Annotated in this window: 16 protein-coding genes; 8 read left to right on the top strand and 8 right to left on the bottom strand. The window is 65.7% G+C overall.

Features of this window, described 5'->3' with window-relative positions; genetic code table 11:
* Window positions 1-60: 60 nt before the first annotated feature.
* Genes ACZ5CM_RS01380 through cysQ form a run of 3 tightly spaced genes read right to left on the bottom strand, consistent with a single transcriptional unit; the run spans window position 61 to window position 2,926 of the window.
* Window positions 61-1,332 carry a glycosyltransferase family 2 protein gene (locus tag ACZ5CM_RS01380; RefSeq protein ID WP_464640588.1) on the bottom strand — a complete coding sequence of 424 codons (1,272 nt, stop codon included), beginning with the start codon at window positions 1,330-1,332 and terminating at the stop codon, window positions 61-63.
* Window positions 1,329-2,129, bottom strand: coding sequence for a 3-deoxy-manno-octulosonate cytidylyltransferase (locus tag ACZ5CM_RS01375; RefSeq protein ID WP_464640586.1), 801 nt, complete (start codon window positions 2,127-2,129; stop codon window positions 1,329-1,331). The genes ACZ5CM_RS01380 and ACZ5CM_RS01375 overlap by 4 nt, the downstream gene beginning before the upstream one ends.
* On the bottom strand, window positions 2,129-2,926 hold the full coding sequence (gene cysQ / locus ACZ5CM_RS01370; protein WP_464640585.1) for a 3'(2'),5'-bisphosphate nucleotidase CysQ: 798 nt from the start codon (window positions 2,924-2,926) through the stop codon (window positions 2,129-2,131). The genes ACZ5CM_RS01375 and cysQ overlap by 1 nt, the downstream gene beginning before the upstream one ends.
* Before the next feature lie 117 nt (window positions 2,927-3,043).
* On the opposite strand from cysQ, the gene ACZ5CM_RS01365 reads away from it, so the two are divergent.
* Entirely contained in the window at window positions 3,044-3,865 is an 822-nt protein-coding gene (locus ACZ5CM_RS01365) for an ABC transporter permease (RefSeq protein ID WP_464640583.1), read from the top strand.
* A 4-nt stretch (window positions 3,866-3,869) separates the two neighbouring features.
* Here ACZ5CM_RS01365 and ACZ5CM_RS01360 read toward each other — a convergent pair whose 3' ends face one another.
* A complete protein-coding gene (locus tag ACZ5CM_RS01360) occupies window positions 3,870-4,475 on the bottom strand; it encodes an alpha-ketoglutarate-dependent dioxygenase AlkB family protein (protein ID WP_464640581.1) in 606 nt (201 codons plus the stop codon).
* A gap of 211 nt (window positions 4,476-4,686) precedes the next feature.
* Between ACZ5CM_RS01360 and dnaK the strand changes: the two genes are divergently transcribed.
* The 3 genes from dnaK (at window position 4,687) to radC (ending at window position 8,703) form a co-directional block, all read left to right on the top strand.
* A complete protein-coding gene (dnaK, locus tag ACZ5CM_RS01355; RefSeq protein WP_464640579.1) occupies window positions 4,687-6,597 on the top strand; it encodes a molecular chaperone DnaK in 1,911 nt (636 codons plus the stop codon).
* Window positions 6,598-6,673: 76 nt separating this feature from the next.
* On the top strand, window positions 6,674-7,816 hold the full coding sequence (gene dnaJ / locus ACZ5CM_RS01350; RefSeq protein ID WP_464640577.1) for a molecular chaperone DnaJ: 1,143 nt from the start codon (window positions 6,674-6,676) through the stop codon (window positions 7,814-7,816).
* A gap of 125 nt (window positions 7,817-7,941) precedes the next feature.
* The gene (gene radC, locus ACZ5CM_RS01345; protein WP_464640576.1) at window positions 7,942-8,703 is read left to right on the top strand and encodes a RadC family protein; all 762 of its coding nucleotides are present in this window, start codon (window positions 7,942-7,944) and stop codon (window positions 8,701-8,703) included.
* 6 nt (window positions 8,704-8,709) lie between these two features.
* Here the strand turns inward: radC and ACZ5CM_RS01340 are convergent, their stop codons facing one another.
* The 3 genes from ACZ5CM_RS01340 to secA all read right to left on the bottom strand — a co-directional run bounded on the left by ACZ5CM_RS01340 (window position 8,710) and on the right by secA (window position 14,129).
* Window positions 8,710-10,272, bottom strand: a complete 1,563-nt coding sequence (locus ACZ5CM_RS01340) for a phosphate ABC transporter substrate-binding/OmpA family protein (protein WP_464640574.1) — start codon at window positions 10,270-10,272, stop codon at window positions 8,710-8,712.
* Between the two features lie 25 nt (window positions 10,273-10,297).
* Entirely contained in the window at window positions 10,298-11,269 is a 972-nt protein-coding gene (locus ACZ5CM_RS01335) for a hypothetical protein (protein ID WP_464640572.1), read from the bottom strand.
* 97 nt (window positions 11,270-11,366) lie between these two features.
* A complete protein-coding gene (gene secA, locus ACZ5CM_RS01330) occupies window positions 11,367-14,129 on the bottom strand; it encodes a preprotein translocase subunit SecA (RefSeq protein WP_464640570.1) in 2,763 nt (920 codons plus the stop codon).
* 178 nt (window positions 14,130-14,307) lie between these two features.
* Here secA and ACZ5CM_RS01325 point away from each other — a divergent pair, with 178 nt between their 5' ends.
* The 4 genes from ACZ5CM_RS01325 (at window position 14,308) to ACZ5CM_RS01310 (ending at window position 17,017) form a co-directional block, all read left to right on the top strand.
* Window positions 14,308-15,159, top strand: a complete 852-nt coding sequence (locus ACZ5CM_RS01325) for a peptidylprolyl isomerase (protein ID WP_464640568.1) — start codon at window positions 14,308-14,310, stop codon at window positions 15,157-15,159.
* 3 nt (window positions 15,160-15,162) lie between these two features.
* Complete coding sequence (gene argJ / locus ACZ5CM_RS01320) at window positions 15,163-16,389, top strand: bifunctional glutamate N-acetyltransferase/amino-acid acetyltransferase ArgJ (protein WP_464640566.1); 1,227 nt, start codon at window positions 15,163-15,165, stop codon at window positions 16,387-16,389.
* Window positions 16,386-16,784 carry an 8-oxo-dGTP diphosphatase MutT gene (gene mutT, locus ACZ5CM_RS01315; RefSeq protein ID WP_464640564.1) on the top strand — a complete coding sequence of 133 codons (399 nt, stop codon included), beginning with the start codon at window positions 16,386-16,388 and terminating at the stop codon, window positions 16,782-16,784. Before argJ ends, mutT begins: the two co-directional genes overlap by 4 nt.
* 98 nt (window positions 16,785-16,882) lie before the next feature.
* Window positions 16,883-17,017: a hypothetical protein gene (locus tag ACZ5CM_RS01310; protein ID WP_464640562.1), complete on the top strand. Its 135-nt coding sequence runs from the start codon at window positions 16,883-16,885 to the stop codon at window positions 17,015-17,017.
* 79 nt (window positions 17,018-17,096) lie between these two features.
* Here ACZ5CM_RS01310 and infB read toward each other — a convergent pair whose 3' ends face one another.
* Window positions 17,097-19,592, bottom strand: a complete 2,496-nt coding sequence (infB, locus tag ACZ5CM_RS01305) for a translation initiation factor IF-2 (protein ID WP_464640560.1) — start codon at window positions 19,590-19,592, stop codon at window positions 17,097-17,099.
* Between the last annotated feature and the right edge of the window lie 4 nt (window positions 19,593-19,596).

Here is a 19,596-nt window from a genome sequence, read left to right as displayed (position 1 = left end):
TTATACAACTGGAATGGGTTAACATCATGACAAACGCAACAAAGTTTCAACCCATTGTCCTCAAATAGGCAACATGCCGCGCCGCTCGCCCTGAAATTCGTCCAGCCCGCGCACGATGCGGATCCTTTCCGCCTCGGCATGGACGCGGCCGGCGAAAGTCCACAGCCGGAACAGCGGTTGATCGCGCTCGCTGCGGCCGAACACGCCTCCGGTATGTTCCCAGTATCCGTCCCGGGTGAACCGGACCCGGTGAAACAGCGCGCTCAGGGTGAACCGCATCACCGTCACCGTGTTGCCGGCGGCCACTTCCGTGCGGGCGCGCCGGCGCTGGCGGGCGCGGCTCCACAGCCGGCCGGCGATCAGGATGGGGCGGCCCTCATGCCGCGACGGGTAGGGCCGGAACGGTTCGGTCGGGGGGGCCAGCGGCGGCATCGGCAGGGCGGCGCGCTGCAGCCCCTCCGCATATCCCTGCCGCAGCCCGCGCAGCAGCCGGCGCACGTCGCGGGGCTCCAGCGCGCCGGAGACCATGTGGCGCAGCGCCCGCCTTCGTTCTTCTTCCTGCACGCGCCGCCATGCCTGTTCGCGCCGGCCCGCACCGCAATGAGTGGAAAGGAAGACGGCCCAGCTGGCCCCGATTTCGCGCAAGTCCCGCGGCGCGCGATCCGCGCGGCGATGGGGCGCCGGGGCAAAGCCGTGATGGACCTGGGCAAGAGGCGCGATGCCGGTGCTTGCCCCGGTCGCGGCAAGGCGCAGGTTCAGGTCGGTTTCATCCAGGAAGTAACGATAGCGCGGGTCGAACCCGCCCAGCGCCGCAAGCCGGTCGCGGCGCAGCGCCATGTTGGTGCCCTCGGTCCTGACCGCGCCCTCGCGCGGGGGCGGCAGGATCGAAACCCGGTTCGGCGGCACCTCCAGCGGCCGGGTGGCGCCGGTCGGATCGACCACGCGCGCGCGGGACTGCCAGCTGATGCCGTTGCGCCCGCGCACGAATCCGCCCACAGCCGCCACCTGAGGGTCGGCAAAGGGCACGACCAGGAAATCCAGCCAGGTGGGCTCGGGCACCGCGTCGTCGTCGATGAAGGCGATGATCTCGCCCGCGGCCGCGGCAATGCCGGCATTGCGCGCGGCGGATATGTTGGCGTCGTCGAATTCGACGATCTTGACGAAGGCCGCCTGGGGCAGCGCCCTGAGACCCGCGCAGGAGGCATGATCGGCGACGACGACGACCTCGAACCTGGGGTGGAAGAGCTGCGACACCCCGATCAGGCATCGCCGCAGGAAATCCGGCCGATGGCGGCTGACGATCACCACGCTGACCGACAGCGGGGCGGTCATTCCAGCCCCATTTCCGCCATCATGGCCTCGATCCGGGCGACGTCCTCGGGGTTGTTCAGTTCCCAGAACCGCCGCCCGCGCGCCTCGACCTCGACGCACAGGACCTTGCGGCCGTTTTCGAGGAATCGCAGCTGTTCCAGCCCCTCCAGCCGTTCCAGAGGGCCGATGGACCAGCCGGGATAGGCGGCAAGCGCGTCGGGGCGGTAGGCATAGACGCCCACGTGATGAAAGACCGGGGTCGGTTCGTCCCCGGCTGCGGGTTCGGGGGTGAAGGGGATCACCTCCTTGGAGAAATAGAGCGCGCTGCCATCGGCGGCGAAGACGGCGGTGGTGCCACCGACACGGCCATGGCGGCGGTCGTTCAGCAGCCCGGCCAGCGCCGCGCCGTCACAGCGCAGCACCGGGGTCGCCATCCCGGCATCGGACGCCGCACGAAGGCCCTGCACCAGTTCCTCGATGAACCATGGCGGGGTCAGCGGCGCATCGCCTTGAAGGTTGACCACGATGTCGTAACCGCCGCCCAGCGCCGCGTGGGCCTCGGCGCAGCGTTCGGTGCCGTTCCGGCAGGCCGAGGAGGTCATCACCACCTCGGCGCCGAAGCCTTCGGCGGCGGCGCGGATGCGGTCGTCATCGGTGGCCACCACCACCCTGTCCACCCCTTCAACCGATCCGGCGGCCAGCCATGACCGTTCGATCAGGCTGCGCGAGATGCCCGTCGCCCCCCTCAGCGGAACCAGCGGCTTGCCCGGATAGCGGGTCGAGGCGTAACGGGCGGGTATGACGACGAGGACGGTCATCAGGGCGCCTTCAGCTCCACGCCGGGAGCGTAGGCGATGAAGTAGGGGTTGGCATAACCTTCCTTGCCGTAGGTCAGCGGCGTGTGATCGTCGAAGCGCACCACCTTGCCGCCCGCCCCCAGCAGAACCGCGTGCCCGGCAGCGGTGTCCCATTCCATGGTGCGCCCGACACGGGGGTAGAGGTCGGCCTCGCCCGTGGCGACAAGGCAGAATTTCAGCGACGAGCCTGCGCTCTTGAAATCCCGGACCCGGTATCTGGCGATATAGGCGCGGGTTTCGTCGGTCAGGTGGGACTTGGACGCCACCACCATCAGCGCGTCATTGTCCGGGGTGGAGACATGGATGGGGCGGGTCCGGCCGGGGTGGTCGCGGTCGAAGGGGCCCTCCTCTTCCACCGACTGTCCGTCGGGCAGGGTATAGAACATCCGCCCCCTGGCCGGCGCATAGACAACACCGCGGGTCGGCTGGCCCTTTTCGACCAGGGCGATGTTGACGGTGAAATCGCCGCGGCGGTGGATGAATTCCTTGGTGCCGTCCAGCGGATCGACGATCAGGAAGGTATCGCCGGTTGTGGAATGCGATGCGGCCTGCTCCTCGGTGACCAGCATCATCTCCGGAAAGGCCTCGCGCAGCCCGGCCGAGATGATCGCGTCGGCGGCCTCGTCGGCGGCGGTGACGGGGCTGTCGTCCGATTTCACCTTGACCTCGAAATCGTCGGACTCGTAGATCTCCATGATCTTGTCGCCAGCGGCCAGCGCCAGCCTTCGGATCACCGGGATCAGGGCGTCATGGGTCACAAAAATGCTCCATTGCTGTGATTTGTTGATTATCGTTGCGCGGCTTCTTATGCTGCCTGCGTAACGGAACGGCAAGAATTCCGTGCAATCAGGGCAGAGATTTCGGATCGAGGGCAGATGTTCGAATATCGGGTGCAAAGGTCGCGTCTGCACGGCGCCTTCATCTTCGCCGAGGTGGTCTTTCACACCGCCGTTCGCAAGGTGCGCGCCACGCACAGGAATGCCTTCATGGCGATTCTCATCAACCTGTCGCAGGCGCTCATATTCGTCGCGGTCTTCTACCTGATGTTCGCGGTTCTCGGCCTGCGCAAGACGGCAATCCGCGGCGACTTCCTGCTTTACCTGCTGTCGGGCATCTTCATGTACCTGACCCATATCAAGGCCGTGCAGGCGGTTGCCGGGGCCGAGGGGCCGACAAGTCCGCTGATGCTTCACGGTCCCATGAACACGATGGTGTCGGTGGTGTCCGGGGCGCTGGCATCGCTTTACATCCAGGTTCTGACCGTTCTGGCGATTCTTTTCGTGTATCACACGGCCTTCACCCCGATCACCATTGATCAGCCGGTCCCTTCGCTGGGCATGCTGTTGCTGGCATGGTTCACCGGCTGCTGCGTGGGCATGGTGTTCCTGGCGCTCAAGCCGTGGGCGCCATCGCTGGTCAACATCCTGATGATGATCTATCGCCGCGCGAACATGATCGCCTCGGGCAAGATGTTCGTCGCCAACACGCTGCCGGCCTTCATGCTGGCGATGTTCGACTGGAACCCGCTGTTCCATATCATCGACCAGGCACGCGGGTTCATCTTCATCAATTACAACCCGCATTTCAGCACCTGGGAATACGCGTTCTGGGTCGGAATCGTGCTGATGACGGTCGGGTTGATGGGCGAATTCTTCACCCGCCGTCGCATCTCGCGCAGTTGGGCCGCGCGTGGCTGAAACGTCAGTCCACGACCCGAAGCGTGAGGTTGATCCGCCCGCCCTCCAGCAGCAACCGGGACGAACCGAAACGGATCCGGTCGATACCGTGAAAAACCAGGCGGGCGGCGCCCCCGATCACCGCGACATCACCCGATTTCAGCCACACCGATTCAGTGCGACCGCCGCGGGTGGCGGACCCCACCCGGAACAGCGCATCGTCGCCCAGCGAAACCGACAACACGGGCCACGAGAAGTCGGCCTCGTCCCGGTCCTGGTGCATCCCCATCCGCGCCCCTTCGCCGTACCAGTTTATCAGGCAACAGTCGGGTTCGCGTGCAAGGCCGGTAACGGATTTCCAGATCGAAAGCGCCTCGGCCGGGATGGGGGGCCACGGATTTCCCGAAGGGTGACGTGTCACATAGCGATAGCCCCGGCGGTCGGAATACCACCCGTACCGCCCCGCCGAGGTCATCCGCACCGACATGCGCCGGCCCCATGGCGTCTCGGACGAGAAGGCCGGCGCCGCCTGCAGCACCGGCCGAAGGGCGGCAAGCAACCTGGCCTGGGCCCCTTCGTCCAGCCACGATTTCCACAGCTCGACGCCCCGGATCACCAGCTTTTCCGTCATCTCCCGGCATCCCTTGCCAGAGTATTGCCAAATTGCTCACAGATTCGTGAAACCCGTCGATGCGCGACGGTTGCAGCCCTCTTTTCCTGTCCCTATATACGCCGGGACGCGCGGATATGCAGAACCTTCCGCGCACCGCAAATCGGGGCCGGGATGCCGTAACGGGTTCGGGTCTCGGGTAATCGCCTTGAATTGAAAAGGGATCGAACAAATGAGCAAAGTCATCGGAATCGACCTCGGCACCACCAACAGCTGCGTTGCCATCATGGATGGCTCGCAACCGCGGGTGATCGAGAATGCGGAAGGCGCGCGCACGACGCCTTCGATCGTCGCCTTCACCGAAGAAGAGCGGCTGGTCGGCCAGCCGGCCAAGCGCCAGGCCGTCACCAACCCCGAAAACACCATCTTCGGCATCAAGCGCCTGATCGGCCGTCGCATCGACGACCCGGATCTGGCCAAGGACAAGAAGAACCTGCCCTACAAGATCGTCGATGGCGGCAATGGCGATGCCTGGGTCGAAGTGCGCGGCGAGAAGTATTCGCCCTCGCAGATTTCCGCCTTCATCCTGCAGAAGATGAAGGAAACCGCCGAATCCTTCCTGGGCGAGGAAGTGACGCAGGCGGTCATCACCGTGCCCGCCTATTTCAACGACGCCCAGCGCCAGGCCACCAAGGACGCCGGCAAGATCGCCGGCCTGGAAGTGCTGCGGATCATCAACGAGCCGACCGCGGCGGCGCTGGCCTATGGCCTGGACAAGAAGAACTCCGAGACGATCGCGGTCTATGACCTTGGCGGCGGCACCTTCGACATCACCATCCTGGAGATCGACGACGGCCTGTTCGAGGTGAAATCCACCAACGGGGACACCTTCCTCGGCGGTGAGGATTTCGACATGCGGATCGTCAACTACCTGGCCGACGAGTTCAAGAAGGAGCATGGCGTCGATCTGACCAAGGACAAGATGGCCCTGCAGCGCCTGAAGGAGGCCGCTGAAAAGGCCAAGATCGAGCTGTCCAGCTCCAGCCAGACCGAGATCAACCAGCCGTTCATCTCGATGGACCCCAACAGCGGCCAGCCGCTGCACATGGTGATGAAGCTGACCCGGGCCAAGCTGGAATCGCTGGTCTCCGACCTCATCAAGCGCACGCTTGAGCCCTGCAAGGCGGCGCTCAAGGATGCGGGCATCTCGGCCTCGGACGTGGACGAGGTGGTTCTGGTCGGCGGCATGACCCGGATGCCGAAGGTGGTCGAGGAAGTGACCAAGTTCTTCGGCAAGGAGCCGCACAAGGGCGTCAACCCCGACGAGGTGGTGGCCATGGGCGCGGCGATCCAGGCCGGCGTGCTGCAGGGCGACGTGAAGGACGTGGTGCTGCTCGACGTCACCCCGCTTTCGCTGGGCATCGAGACGCTGGGCGGCGTGTTCACCCGGCTGATCGACCGCAATACCACCATCCCGACCAAGAAGAGCCAGATCTTCTCGACCGCCGAGGACAACCAGAGCGCGGTGACGATCCGGGTCTTCCAGGGTGAGCGCGAGATGGCCGCGGACAACAAGCTGCTGGGTCAGTTCAACCTTGAGGACATCCCGCCGGCCCCGCGCGGCATGCCCCAGATCGAGGTGACCTTCGACATCGACGCCAACGGCATCGTCTCGGTGTCGGCCAAGGACAAGGGCACCGGCAAGGAGCAGAAGATCACCATCCAGGCCTCGGGCGGTCTCTCGGACGAAGAGATCGAGAAGATGGTCAAGGATGCCGAGGCCCATGCCGAGGAGGACCGCAAGCGCAAGGAGCTGGTCGAGGCGAAGAACCAGGCCGAAAGCCTCATCCACTCGACCGAGAAATCGATCGAGGAGCATGGCGACAAGGTCGATCCGGCGACGATCGAAGCCATCGAGCTGGCGATTGCCGCTCTCAAGGACGAGATCGAGAAGGACGATGCCGACAAGATCCGCGCCGGCATCCAGAACGTGACCGAAGCAGCCATGAAGCTGGGCGAGGCGATCTACAAGTCCAGCCAGGAGAGCGCCGGCGAAGAGCCCGCTGCGGCCGATGCCGGTCCGAGCGAAGACGACATCGTCGATGCCGAATTCGAGGATCTCGACGATGGCAAGCGTGGCTGAGGCATGAGCCAGACGGGGGCGGGCCGGTCCGGGCGACGGGCCGGCCCGTTTCCTTTGCGGCAAGAAGGGCGAACCGATGTCTAAACGCGACTATTACGACATCCTTGGCGTGAGCAGGGGCGCATCGGCCGACGAAATCAAGAAAGCCTACCGCAGGAAGGCCAAGGAGCTGCACCCGGACCGGAACAAGGACAACCCCGAAGCCGAGGCCCAGTTCAAGGAAGCAAACGAGGCCTACGAGGTTCTCAAGGACGCGGACAAGCGGGCGGCCTATGACCGCTTTGGCCACGCGGCCTTCGAGGGGGGCATGGGCGGCGGCCCGCGTCCCGGCGCCGGTTTCGGCAGCGGCGATTTCTCCAGCGCCTTTTCCGACGTGTTCGACGATCTTTTCGGCGACATCATGGGCGCGCGTGGTGGCGGTCGCCGGCGAGCCATGCGCGGTGCGGATCTGCGCTACAACCTGCGGGTGACGCTGGAAGAGGCCTATTCGGGCATTCAGAAGACCATCAACGTGCCGACATCGGTTTCCTGTTCGGCCTGCAACGGCACCGGTGCCGAAGGCGGGGTCGAACCCACCACCTGCCCGACCTGTTCGGGCATGGGGAAGGTGCGCGCCCAGCAGGGTTTCTTTACCGTCGAGCGGACCTGTCCGACCTGTTCGGGCATGGGTCAGATCATCAAGGATCCGTGCCGCAGCTGCGGCGGTCAGGGCCGCGTCCACAAGGACCGCGCGCTGAGCGTGAACATCCCGGCGGGCGTGGAAACCGGCACCCGCATCCGTCTGGCCGGCGAGGGCGAGGCCGGGATGCGCGGGGGGCCTCCGGGCGACCTGTACATCTTCATCGAGGTCGCGCCGCATGAGCTGTTCGAACGCGACGGGGTGAACCTGTATTGCCGCGTGCCCGTGAGCATGGTGACGGCCGCTCTGGGCGGGGCGATCGAGGTTCCGACCATCGATGGCGGGCGCGGGCGGGTTCAGATCCCGGCCGGCAGCCAGTCGGGCCGGCAGATGCGCCTGCGTGGCAAGGGAATGCCCGCGCTGCGCGGCGGTGGCATGGGAGACATGTTCATCGAGCTTGCGGTTGAGACTCCGGTCAACCTGACCGCGCGGCAGAAGGAGTTGCTGCGCGAGTTCGAGGATCTGAGCGAGGACAACCATCCCGAGTCGAAGTCGTTTTTCTCGACGGTCAAGTCCTTCTGGGACAGCATGAAAAGCTGAGTGAAGGACCGTTCGCCCGGAGATTTTCCGCAGGGGGCTCTGCCCCCCGCACCCCCCGGAGTATTTCCGGCAAGAGTAAGAGGGTGTTAACCTCGTATTCACCCTCCTTGCCACATGATCGGGCCATGTCGCGGAGAGATGCCTTTCGTGAGGTTCAGAAGCCGTTGTTCGACGCCGATGAGGCGCCGGTCACTCCGCTGCCTGCCGGGCGTTTGCCGTCATATATCGCCGACCACAGGCGGCGGCTGCGCGAGAGGTTCATGGCCGGCGGCGCGGCGGCGATGCCGGATTACGAGCTGCTGGAACTGGTTCTGTTTCGCGCCATTCCGAGACGCGATGTCAAACCACTGGCACGGGCGCTTCTGGACGAGTTCGGCGACTTCAATGGCGTCGTTTCCGCTCCGCCCGAACGTCTGTCCCGAGTGAAGGGGGCGGGGGAAGCGGTCGTGATCGAACTCAAGATCGTCGAGGCCACCGCCCATCGGCTGGCCCGCGCCCGGGTCATGGACCGGCATGTCATATCGAGCTGGGATGCGGTTCTGGACTATTGCCGGACCACCATGGCGCATCGGGAGACCGAACAGTTCCGGGTGCTGTATCTCGATCGCAAGAACATGCTGATTGCCGATGAAGAACAGGCGCGCGGGACCGTGGATCACGTCCCCGTCTATCCGCGCGAGGTGGCGAAGCGGGCGCTGGAACTGAACGCCTCGGCGCTGATACTCGTGCACAATCATCCCTCTGGCGACCCGACCCCGTCGCAGGCCGATATCGACATGACCACCCGGATCGAGGCTGCCTGCAGCGCGCTTGGCATCATCCTTCACGATCATCTGATCGTCGGAAAGTCGCGTGAGTTGAGCTTTCGCGCCGAAGGATATCTGTGAATCCCTTCAGCGCAGCCAGATTTCGACCCGGCGGTTGACCTTGCGACCCCAGTCGCTGTCGTCACAAGCCATCGGCAGGGCCTCGCCAAAAGCATCGATCCCGAGCTCGACCCGGTCGGGCGGGATGGTCGTTGCGGCCTTCAGGACCGCATCGCGGACCGCCAGCGCGCGCTTGAGCGCGATACGCCTGTTGGCCGCCGCCGGACCCTGCCCGTCGCTGAAGCCGACGAAGAGCAACGCGCGGGCATCGTATTGCCCGGCTTCGAGCGCCTGCGCCAGCTGTTCGATATTCGCGCGCGACTGCGCATCGGGCCTGGCCGAGCCCGGCTCGAACCGGAAAGAGGTGGTCAGGCGGCTTGCCGCCCGCATCCGCGCAACCATCCGTTGCAGCTCTTCGATGGGGGTTTCCTTTCCGGCGGCGGTGATCGCATTGGCAAGGCGGTCGCCCTGCACCCCCAGCGGGATCGTTTCGGGCGCCCGGTCCACGAACCCGGCGCGCCGGATCACGATCTGCGCCGACGGGCTGCTCAGATAGGAGAGAAAGTCGCGCCCCACCTGCGGCAACCGCCGAGCCGGCAGATACAGGAACATCGGGGCGGTCAGGGGATAGTCCTCGGTCTTGATGGTCGTGCGGCTTGCGTTCAGCCCGAACCCGCAGGGGCCGGTCAAGGTCAGCGCGCGCGCCGGCCCGGCTTCGGCGAAACTTCCAAGCCCCAAGGCAAAGGGATCCCCGGCGACCGCGCGGGCCAGGGTGCTCATGCGTTCGTAACGGATTGCCCGGCCCGACAGGGCGGCGCCGGTGCGGCCCAGCAACTGGTCCTCGACCGCCTGAGCAAAACCCGAACCGTCGGCAGGAAGATGCAGCGAAATCGGCGCATCCGGCCCGCCCAGATCGGACCAGTTGGCAATCTCGCCGGAAAACACCCGCGCCAGTTGTACGGTCGAAATTGCCTGAACCGGGTTTTCCGGCGCCACCAGCGCCACCACCGCATCCAGGGCCAGAACCCGGCTGCGCCCCGGCGCGGTCATGTCGCCAAGACCCGCCTCATAGGCCCGGTCGCGTTCGGCGGGGCGGATTTCGCGCACCGCCATGACGATATCGGCCTCGTTGGTCAGGAGATCGGCGAACCCCTCTTCGGTGTTGCTGACATGAACCGAAAAGCGCGCCGCAGGGGTAGAAGCGCCGGGCCGGGTCAGGACATAGTCGAAATTTGCGTCATCGCGGTCTTCGCGGATGGCACGGTACCCATCGCGCAGGGCAAAGCCCTCGAACAGGGCCGGTAGCAGGATTTCGGCCATCGTCGACGACCCCGAAAGCGCGATCTCGGCCACGAAATCGGTCAGGTTCGGGCAGCCGGGGCCTTCGCATGAGACGCCCGACCCGTCCACGGTCAGCTCTCCGAACTGCGTATCGACGCGATAGAACTGCCCGTCGAAGCCCAGCAGATCGCCTGAAATCGAAACCGCCCCGTCCGGCGAGGTCAGGGTGACGTCCTCGGCGAAAGCCGCGCGCGGCAGGGCGGTTGCAAGAAAAAGTGCGGCGACCGCCGCCGCACGCAGAATGGTCATGTCGAACCCTGGTTGGACCTGCGTATCACCTCGACGCGATCTTCAGGTCTTCGACCAGATTATTCAACACCAGAAAGTCACCCTTGGCGGAACAATCCGGCATCGAGAGGGAAATTTCGCGGGTGCGAAGGCGGGAGCCGCCTCGCAACTCCAGCGACTGGGCAGAGATGTCCCGGCCGCAGTTCAGCGCCGTGATCTCGGCCTCGACGCTCAGCTTCACGGTGCCGGACGCGACCGAGGTTGCGGACGGAAAGGTATAGATGTCAACCTGTTGCGAAGCAGGCATATCCCCCCGGCCCAGGCGGACCAGCCACCCCTTCGACCCCGCCGCCGGACCGCCCGAGCCGAACCAGACATGGCCCGGATCGTCATAGCCCGCGCCGAATTCCAGTGCGTGCAGTTCAAAGCCGCTGTTGTCGCCCCATTGCAGGGCGATCCGATCGACCCCCGCGAGGTCGGGTACCTGCGTCGAGGCCACAGCGCCCCGGCCGCCGGCAAGGGCGGCGATGAAGATGGCGCGCTCGGACAGGGCGGGGATCGAGAGTTCCAGCCGCCCGGCGGCATCGGTTTTCTCGGAGAACATCATGCCGTTGTGGTGGATGGTGACGCGCGCGTTGCGGTCGCATGGTGCCTCGACCACCAGCACCACGGAGGCCTTCGGAGCAGGCCGGACGGTCGCGGTGATCGGACAATCGGTGGTGGCCTGTATCCTCATGTCCCGGCCGCCGACCGAGTCCAGCGCCGGAACGGAAAGGGGGCGGGGCGGCCGGACATCTGGCTGTGCCGAGGTATAGGCGATGGCGTCAAGTTCCAGCGCCGGGTTCTCGTCGGCAATCTCGGCCGGAGTCGGGGCGATGACGGCCTGCTGCGGCAGCTGTTGCCGGGCCCCGGCCTGTACCGACAGGCCCGAGTCGGCTGCGTTCTGCATGAGATAGCCGATCGCCAGCGCACACAGGGCCGTGCCGCCGATGGTCACCACCAAACGCTTTCTCGACATGGGCGCTCTCCGTCACCTTTGGAAACGGGTAACAAATGGCGCGGGAAGGCGGCCAAGATGTGGCCGCCCTGCGGAGTCATTCGGGCAATGGCCGGGTTCAGACCAGGCGGCCGTGGCAGTGCTTGAACTTCTTGCCGCTGCCGCAAGGGCATTTCGCGTTGCGGCTGGGCTTGCCCCAGGTCGATGGATCATCCTCGACGAAACCGGGTGCCGGACCATCGCCCGAAGCCTGCGCCGCCGACGAGGCAGACAGGTCCGCCCCGTTCCCCGACGCGGCCGTCTGACCCTGGGCCTGACCTTGCGCCTGACCCTCCGCCAGCCGCTGCATTTCCGCCTGCTGGGCGGCCATCTGCGCCAGCATCTGCTGCTGCTCTTCCTCGGTCAGCGGCCGCACGTGGGCCAGTTGCTGGGTCACCGTCTCGCGCAGGCTGTCGAGCATGCGCTCGAACAGCTGGAAGGCTTCGCTCTTGTATTCGTTGAGCGGGTCGCGCTGGGCATAGCCGCGGAACCCGACCACCGAGCGCAGATGCTCGAGCTTGAGCAGATGCTCGCGCCAATTGGTGTCGATGGTCTGCAACAGCACCTGCTTTTCGATGTTGCGCATGGTCTCGGGGCCGAAGGCCGCCGCCTTCCTGGCCATGAATTCGTCGCTGGCCTTGATCAGGCGTTCGCGGATTTCCTCGTCATCCACGCCTTCCTCGGCCGCCCATTCCATGACCGGCACGTCGATCCCGAGCTTTTCGATCACCTGGGCATAAAGCCCTTCGGTATCCCATTGGTCGGCATAGGTCTTGGGCGGCATGAAGCGATCGATCAGGTCGTCGATCACCTGTTCGCGCATGTCCTTCACCACCTCGGACAGGTCGTCCGCGGCCATGATCTCGCGCCGCTGCTTGAAGATCACCTTGCGCTGATCGTTCATCACGTCGTCGAACTTCAGCAGGTTCTTGCGCATGTCGAAGTTGCGCGCCTCGACCTTGGCCTGGGCGCGCTCCAGCGACTTGTTGACCCAGGGGTGAACGATCGCCTCGCCTTCCTTTAGCCCCAGCGTCTTGAGCACCCGGTCCAGCCGCTCGGACCCGAAGATGCGCATCAGGTCGTCTTCCAGCGACAGGTAGAAGGCGGTGCGGCCCGGATCGCCCTGCCGGCCCGAGCGGCCGCGCAGCTGGTTGTCGATGCGCCGGCTCTCGTGGCGCTCCGAGCCCATGACGAACAGCCCGCCGGCCTCGATCACCTGTCTGTTTTCCTCGGCGTGGCGGGCCTCCTCGGCGGCGCGCAGCTCGGCCGGGTCGGCATCGGGGTTCTCGGCCAGAAGGCGCATGACCTTCATCTCGATATTGCCGCCCAGCTGGATGTCGGTGCCGCGGCCGGCCATGTTGGTGGCGATGGTCACCGCGCCCAGCCGCCCCGCTTCGGCCACGATCTCGGCCTCCTGCTCGTGGTGGCGGGCGTTCAGCACGTTGTGCTTGATCCCCTCCTTCGTCAGCATGTCGGAAAGCATTTCCGACTTTTCGATCGAGGTGGTGCCGACGAGAACCGGCTGGCCCTTGGCGTGGGCCTCGCGGATGTCCTCGATCATCGCCTTGTATTTTTCTTCCGCGGTCCGATAGACGCGGTCGTCCTCGTCGATCCGGGCGATGGGGCGGTTGGTGGGGATCTCGACCACGCCAAGGCCGTAGATCTCCATGAATTCCTCGGCCTCGGTCATGGCCGTGCCGGTCATGCCGGCCAGCTTTTCATAGAGGCGGAAATAGTTCTGGAAGGTGACGCTGGCGAGCGTCACGTTCTCGGGCTGGATGTCCACGCCTTCCTTGGCCTCGATCGCCTGATGCAGCCCCTCGGACAGGCGCCGCCCGGGCATCATTCGCCCGGTGAATTCGTCGATCAGGATCACCTCGCCATTGCGGACGATGTAATCCTTGTCCTTGTGGAACAGCTTGTGCGCGCGCAGGCCCTGGTTGAGGTGATGCACGATGGTGGTGCTTTCGGGATCATAAAGCGTCTGCCCCTCGGGCAGGATGCCGCGGGCGCGCAGCTGCTCTTCCAGAAACTCGTTGCCCTCGTCGGTGAAGGTCACGACGCGGGTCTTCTCGTCGATCTCGTAATGAGCATCGGTCAGCAGCGGGATGACCTTGTCGATGGTGGTGTAAAGCTCGGTCCGGTCGTCCGCCGGCCCCGAGATGATCAGCGGCGTGCGCGCCTCGTCGATGAGGATCGAATCGACCTCGTCCACGATGGCGTAATAGTGGTGCTTCTGGAACAGCTCGGAGAGCTCCGACTTCATGTTGTCACGCAGATAGTCGAAGCCGAACTCGTTGTTGGTGCCGTAGGTGATGTCGCAGCCATAGGCCTGCATCTTGGCCTCGGCGCCCATGTTCGACCAGATCACGCCGCAGGTCAGGCCGAGGGCCTCGTAGACCTTGCCCATCCATTCCGAATCCCGCTTGGCGAGATATTCGTTGACGGTGACGATATGCACGCCCTTGCCCACCAGCGCGTTCAGATAGGCCGGGAAGGTGGCAACCAGCGTCTTGCCCTCGCCGGTCTTCATCTCGGCGATGTTGCCCTGATGCAGGAAGATGCCGCCCATCAGCTGCACGTCGAAGGCGCGCAGTCCCAGCGCCCGCCTGGCTGCCTCGCGGCAGTTGGCGAAGGCCTCGGGCAGCAGATCGTCCAGGCTCTCGCCCTCGGTCACGCGTTTGCGGAACTGGTCGGTCTTTTCCTTCAGGCCCTCGTCGCTGAGCTTTTCGAACTCGGGTTCCAGCGCGTTGATCCTGTCAATCAGCGGGCGCGTCGCCTTGATCTTGCGGTCGTTCGGCGTGCCGAACACCTTTTTGGCGAGTGTACCGATACCCAGCATGTTCTCTCCCGGAGGTGCCTCAAGATTCCGTGTGACCGGCAGGCTTGCCCGCACCGCACGCAACCCATAGATACGGGGGTGTCAGACGGCCCTGCCGCAAGGCCACAAGGCGATGTAAGGGGCCGGTCCGAGAGTGTCAACGCCGCGCCCCGTCGCGGCCCTCAAATGGGAAGAATCCATGCCTAAAGGCCTCACTTTTCTGCCGTCTCTGGCGCTGGCCGCCATGCTTGCCCTGCCGGTATCGGCCGAGCAGGCGCCAACCGCCGACACGGTGGTGGCCCGCGTCAACGGCGAAGAGATCAAGCTGGGTCATCTGATCGCGGCCCGCGTGTCGCTGCCGCAGCAGTATCAGCAGCTGCCCGATGACGTGCTGTATGACGCGCTTCTGGAACAGCTGATCCAGCAGGTGGTGCTCAAGCAGGCCTTCAAGGGCGAACTTCCGCCACGGGTCACCCTGTCGCTGGAGAACGAGGAAAGATCGCTGATTGCCGGCGAGGTGATCGAGAAGGTGATGGCCGAGGCCGCCGACGACACGGCGATCAGGGCCGCCTATGACGCGAAATACGGCGACGGCTTCGGCGGCGAGGAATTCAACGCCTCCCACATCCTCGTGGAGACGAAGGAAGAGGCCGAGGCCATCCGGGCCGAGCTGGAAAAGGGCGCCGATTTCGCCGAAACCGCCAAGGCGAAATCCACCGGCCCGTCGGGGCCCTCGGGCGGCGCGCTGGGCTGGTTCGGAGAGGGGCGCATGGTCCCCGAATTCGAGGCCGCCGTGAAGACGCTCGAACCGGGCCAGATTTCCCAACCGGTGCAGACCCAGTTCGGCTGGCACGTCATCAAGCTCAACGACAAGCGCAAGGCCAAGGCGCCGGAGCTTGACCAGGTGCGCGGCGAGCTGGCCTCCGAGCTGCAGCGCGCGGCGGTGGAACGCAAGGTGGCCGAGCTGCGCGCGGCGGCGCAGGTGGAAACCCCGGAGGTCGAGGGGCTCGACCCTGCCCTGATCTCGAAGCTGGATCTGCTGGAGAACTGAACCATGGTCGGCGCCCTGCCCGTGTCCCCCTTGGCTCCGGCACGGTTTCCCGATCTTCCGGTGATCGGCGGCGTGCGCTTCGCATCCGCCGAGGCCGGGGTCCGCTATCGCGGCCGGCCCGACCTGATGCTGGCGGTCCTCGATCCGGGCACCGCGATTGCCGGGGTGTTCACGCGCTCGGCCACCCGGGCGGCGCCGGTTCTGGATTGTCAGGCCAAGATCGGCGGCCCCTGCGACGCAGGGGCGGCCATCGTCGTGAATTCGGGCAACGCCAACGCCTTCACCGGCCGCTTCGGGCAAAAGGCGGTGGCCGCCATCACCGCCGCGACGGCGCAGGCGGCGGGCGTGCCGCCAAGGCGGGTCTTTACCTCCTCCACCGGGGTGATCGGCGAGGTGCTGCCGCATGAGCGCATCACCGCACGGCTGGGCGACATGGTGGCGGCGCTGGATCCCGGCGGCGTCGCGGCGGCCGCGCGCGCCATCATGACCACCGACACCTTCCCCAAGGGCGCCGCGGCGCAGGTCGAGATCGCCGGGCGCAAGGTGCACATCGCCGGCATTGCCAAGGGATCGGGCATGATCGCGCCGGACATGGCCACGATGCTGGTCTATCTCTTCACCGATGCCGCCCATGACCAGGCCGCCCTGCAGGCGCTGCTGGCCCGCCTGACCGATCGGACCTTCAACTGCATCACTGTGGACGGGGACACCTCGACCTCGGACAGCCTGCTGCTGTGCGCCACCGGCGCCTCGGGGGTCGATGTCACAGGTGAGGCGGCCTTTGCCGAGGCCCTGCACGGCGTCATGCTTGATCTTGCCCATCAGGTGGTGCGCGACGGCGAGGGCGCCACAAAATTCGTCGAGGTACGAATCACCGGCGCGGCCAGCGATGCCGATGCCCGAACCCATGCCTTTGCGATTGCCAATTCGCCGCTGGTCAAGACCGCGATTGCCGGCGAGGATCCGAACTGGGGCCGCGTGGTCATGGCCATCGGCAAGTCCGGCGCCGCGGCCGACCGCGACCGGCTGCGCATCCGCTTCGGCGACATCCTTGTGGCCGAAAACGGCTGGGTCAGCCCCGGCTATCGCGAAGAGGACGCCGCCCGCTACATGAAACGGCCCGAGCTGCTGATCGCGGTCGATCTGGGGCTGGGCGAGGGCTCGGCCACCGTATGGACCTGCGACCTGACCCATGGCTATATCGAAATCAACGCGGATTACCGGTCGTGAAGACGGTTCTGGTTTCCGCGGTGGCGCTGATCGACATCGACGGGCGGGTGCTGCTGGCCCAGCGACCCGAGGGCAAGTCCATGGCCGGGCTGTGGGAGTTTCCCGGCGGCAAGGTCGAGCCGGGCGAAACCCCCGAAGCCGCCCTGATCCGCGAACTGCACGAAGAGCTGGGCATCGACACCTGGGCCTCGTGCCTGGCGCCGCTGACCTTCGCCAGCCACAGCTATGACGACTTCCACCTGCTCATGCCGCTCTTTGCCTGCCGCAAATGGGAGGGCATCCCCCGTGCCCGCGAGGGCCAGAGGCTGAAATGGGTGCGCGCGGCCGATCTGCGCAGCTATCCGATGCCGCCGGCGGATGTGCCGTTGATACCCGTGCTCAGGGACTGGCTGTAGGGCTGTCGCGGACTGAAACGAAGAGGTGACAAAAGTTTGAATGCTTTCGCCGCCGGTATGGTGTAATCTCGAACTGTCTTTCGTTGGGGGAAAAGACGATGCTTCGGACCATCATCCTGGGCAGTTGCGTGTCTGTTCAGGGTATTTTCGTCAAATGCCTGCCAAATGGCAGGATCGTCGTGCGCGTGGGCAAACAGTATTTCGAAGGCCGGCCGGTGAAAGCCGCCGCCTGAGAACGGGCCACGCGCGAACACGAAACAAGGGGGCAGCCGAGATGGCCACCCCCTTTTCCTGTTTCCAAATTTCGAACAATCAGTCGAGTGTCCGCTCGACCGTTTCGCGTTCGAATATCTCGATGACATCGCCGGGGCGGATATCGTCGTAGTTCTCGAAGGCCATGCCGCATTCCTGACCGGACTGGACCTCGGCCACTTCGTCCTTGAAGCGCTTGAGCGTCTTCAGGGTACCTTCGTGGATCACCACGTTGTCGCGCAGCAGCCGCACCCCGGCCGAACGCCGCGCCACGCCTTCGGTGACCAGACAGCCGGCAACCTTGCCGACGCCGGAGACCTTGAAGACCTCCTTGATCTCGGCATAGCCAATGAAGTTCTCGCGGATCTCGGCCGACAGCAGGCCGCTGGCGGCCTTCTTCACGTCATCCACCAGGTCGTAGATCACCGAGTAATAGCGGATCTCGACCCCCTTCTGGTTGGCGCTGTTGCGGGCCGGCGCGTTGGCGCGGACGTTGAAGCCAAGGATCGGTGCGCCCGAGGCCTCGGCCAAGCCGACATCGGTCTCGGTAATGGCGCCCACGCCCGAATGCAGCACCCGCACGCGGACCTCTTCGTTGCCGACCTTCTCCAGCGCCTGGACGATGGCCTCGGCCGAACCCTGCACGTCGGCCTTGACCACCACCGGCAGCTCCTTGACGTTCTGGTCCGCCTTGGCCTTGGCCAGAAGCTGATCCAGCGTCGCCCCGGCGCCGGCGGCGGCGCGCATTTCCTTGGCCTTCTCCTGGCGATACTCGGCGATCTCGCGCGCCTGGGCCTCGGTCTCGACGACGTTGAGGACATCGCCGGCCTCGGGCGTGGAGTGCAGGCCCAGAACCTCGACCGGAACCGAGGGGCCGGCCTCCTTGATGCGCTGGCCCTTGTCGTTTTCCATCGCCCGGACCTTGCCCCAGGTCTCGCCGACCACGAAGACATCGCCCTGCCGCAGGGTGCCGTTCTGGACCAGAACGGTCGCCACCGGGCCGCGGCCCACATCCAGCTTGGCCTCGATCACCGCGCCGCGGGCGGGGCGGTCGGGGTTGGCCTTGAGTTCGAGGATCTCGGCCTGCAGCGCGATCGCCTCCAGCAACTCGTCCAGCCCCTGCCCGGTGATGGCCGAAACCTCGACATCCTGCACATCGCCCGACAGCTTCTCGACGATCACCTCGTGCTGCAGCAGATCGGTGCGCACCTTGTCGGGGTTGGCCTCGGGCTTGTCGCACTTGTTGATCGCCACGATCATCGGCACCCCGGCGGCCTTGGCATGGTTGATGGCTTCGACCGTCTGCGGCATCACCGCGTCGTCGGCAGCCACCACCAGCACCACGATATCCGTCACCTGCGCCCCGCGCGAGCGCATCGAGGTGAAGGCCGCATGCCCCGGCGTGTCCAGGAAGGTCAGAACCTTCCCGTCCTCGGTCGTGACCTGATAGGCACCGATATGCTGGGTGATGCCCCCGGCCTCGCCCGAGGTGACATTGGTCTTGCGGATCGCGTCGAGAATCGAGGTCTTGCCGTGGTCCACGTGGCCCATCACCGTGATGACCGGCGGGCGCGGCCTGAGATCCTCGGGCCGGTCCTCCTCCTGCTGGATCACGTCCTCGACATCCGAATCGGACACCCGCACCACCTTGTGGCCGAATTCCTCGATGATCAGTTCGGCGGTGTCGGCGTCGATCGACTGGTTCTGCGTGACCATCATGCCCATCTGCATCAGCGCCTTGACCACGTCGGCCACGCGCTCGGCCATGCGGTTGGCCAGCTCCGACACCATGATGGTTTCCGGCAGCTGAACCTCGCGGATGACCTTTTCGCGCTCGACCGGGCCACCCATGGCCTTCTGGCGGGCGCGCTGCTGCTTGCGCTTCATGGCGGCCAGCGACCGGTGACGGCCATCGCCCCCGGTCAGGGCCTGGTTGAGCGTCAGCTTGCCCGAGCGGCGACCGTCGCTGCGCCCGGCCTTGCCGCGGCCGCCACGGTTGTCGCGGTCGCGATCCGACTTGCGCGGCGTCGGTTGCGCCGGCGCCGGACGGGGGGCGGTTGCACGCGCAGGCTCGGGCTCTTTCGGGCGGGCCTTCTCGGCTTCGGCGCGGCGGGCGGCCTCTTCGGCCTCGCGGCGGGCGCGTTCTTCCTCTTCCGCGCGCTTGCGCATCGCCTCTTCGCGTTCGCGCTCTTCGCGTTCGCGGGCCTCGATCTCGGCGCGGCGGCGGGCGCGCTCTTCCTCGCGGGCCTTCTCTTCGGCCGCGCGGCGGGCGGCTTCTTCGGCCTCGCGCGCCTTAGCTGCCTGAAGCGCCTTCAGGCGGCGTTCCAGTTCGGCATCCGAGATGCCCGCAGGGCGGCGTTTCCCGGTATCCGCCGTCTGCTGCTTCTTCGACGGAACCGCAGGCTTGGCCGCGCCGGGTTTCGGCACCACCACGCGCTTGCGCTTGGTTTCCACCACGACATTCTTGGTCCGCCCATGGCTGAAGCTCTGTTTCACGTTCCCCGAACGCGCCCCGCCACGCAGGCCCAATGTCTTCTTGCCGTCACTATCGCTCATAAAG

This window comes from Piezobacter thermophilus (genome assembly GCF_055386745.1).
This window is presented reverse-complemented; position numbering and strand designations above follow the sequence as displayed.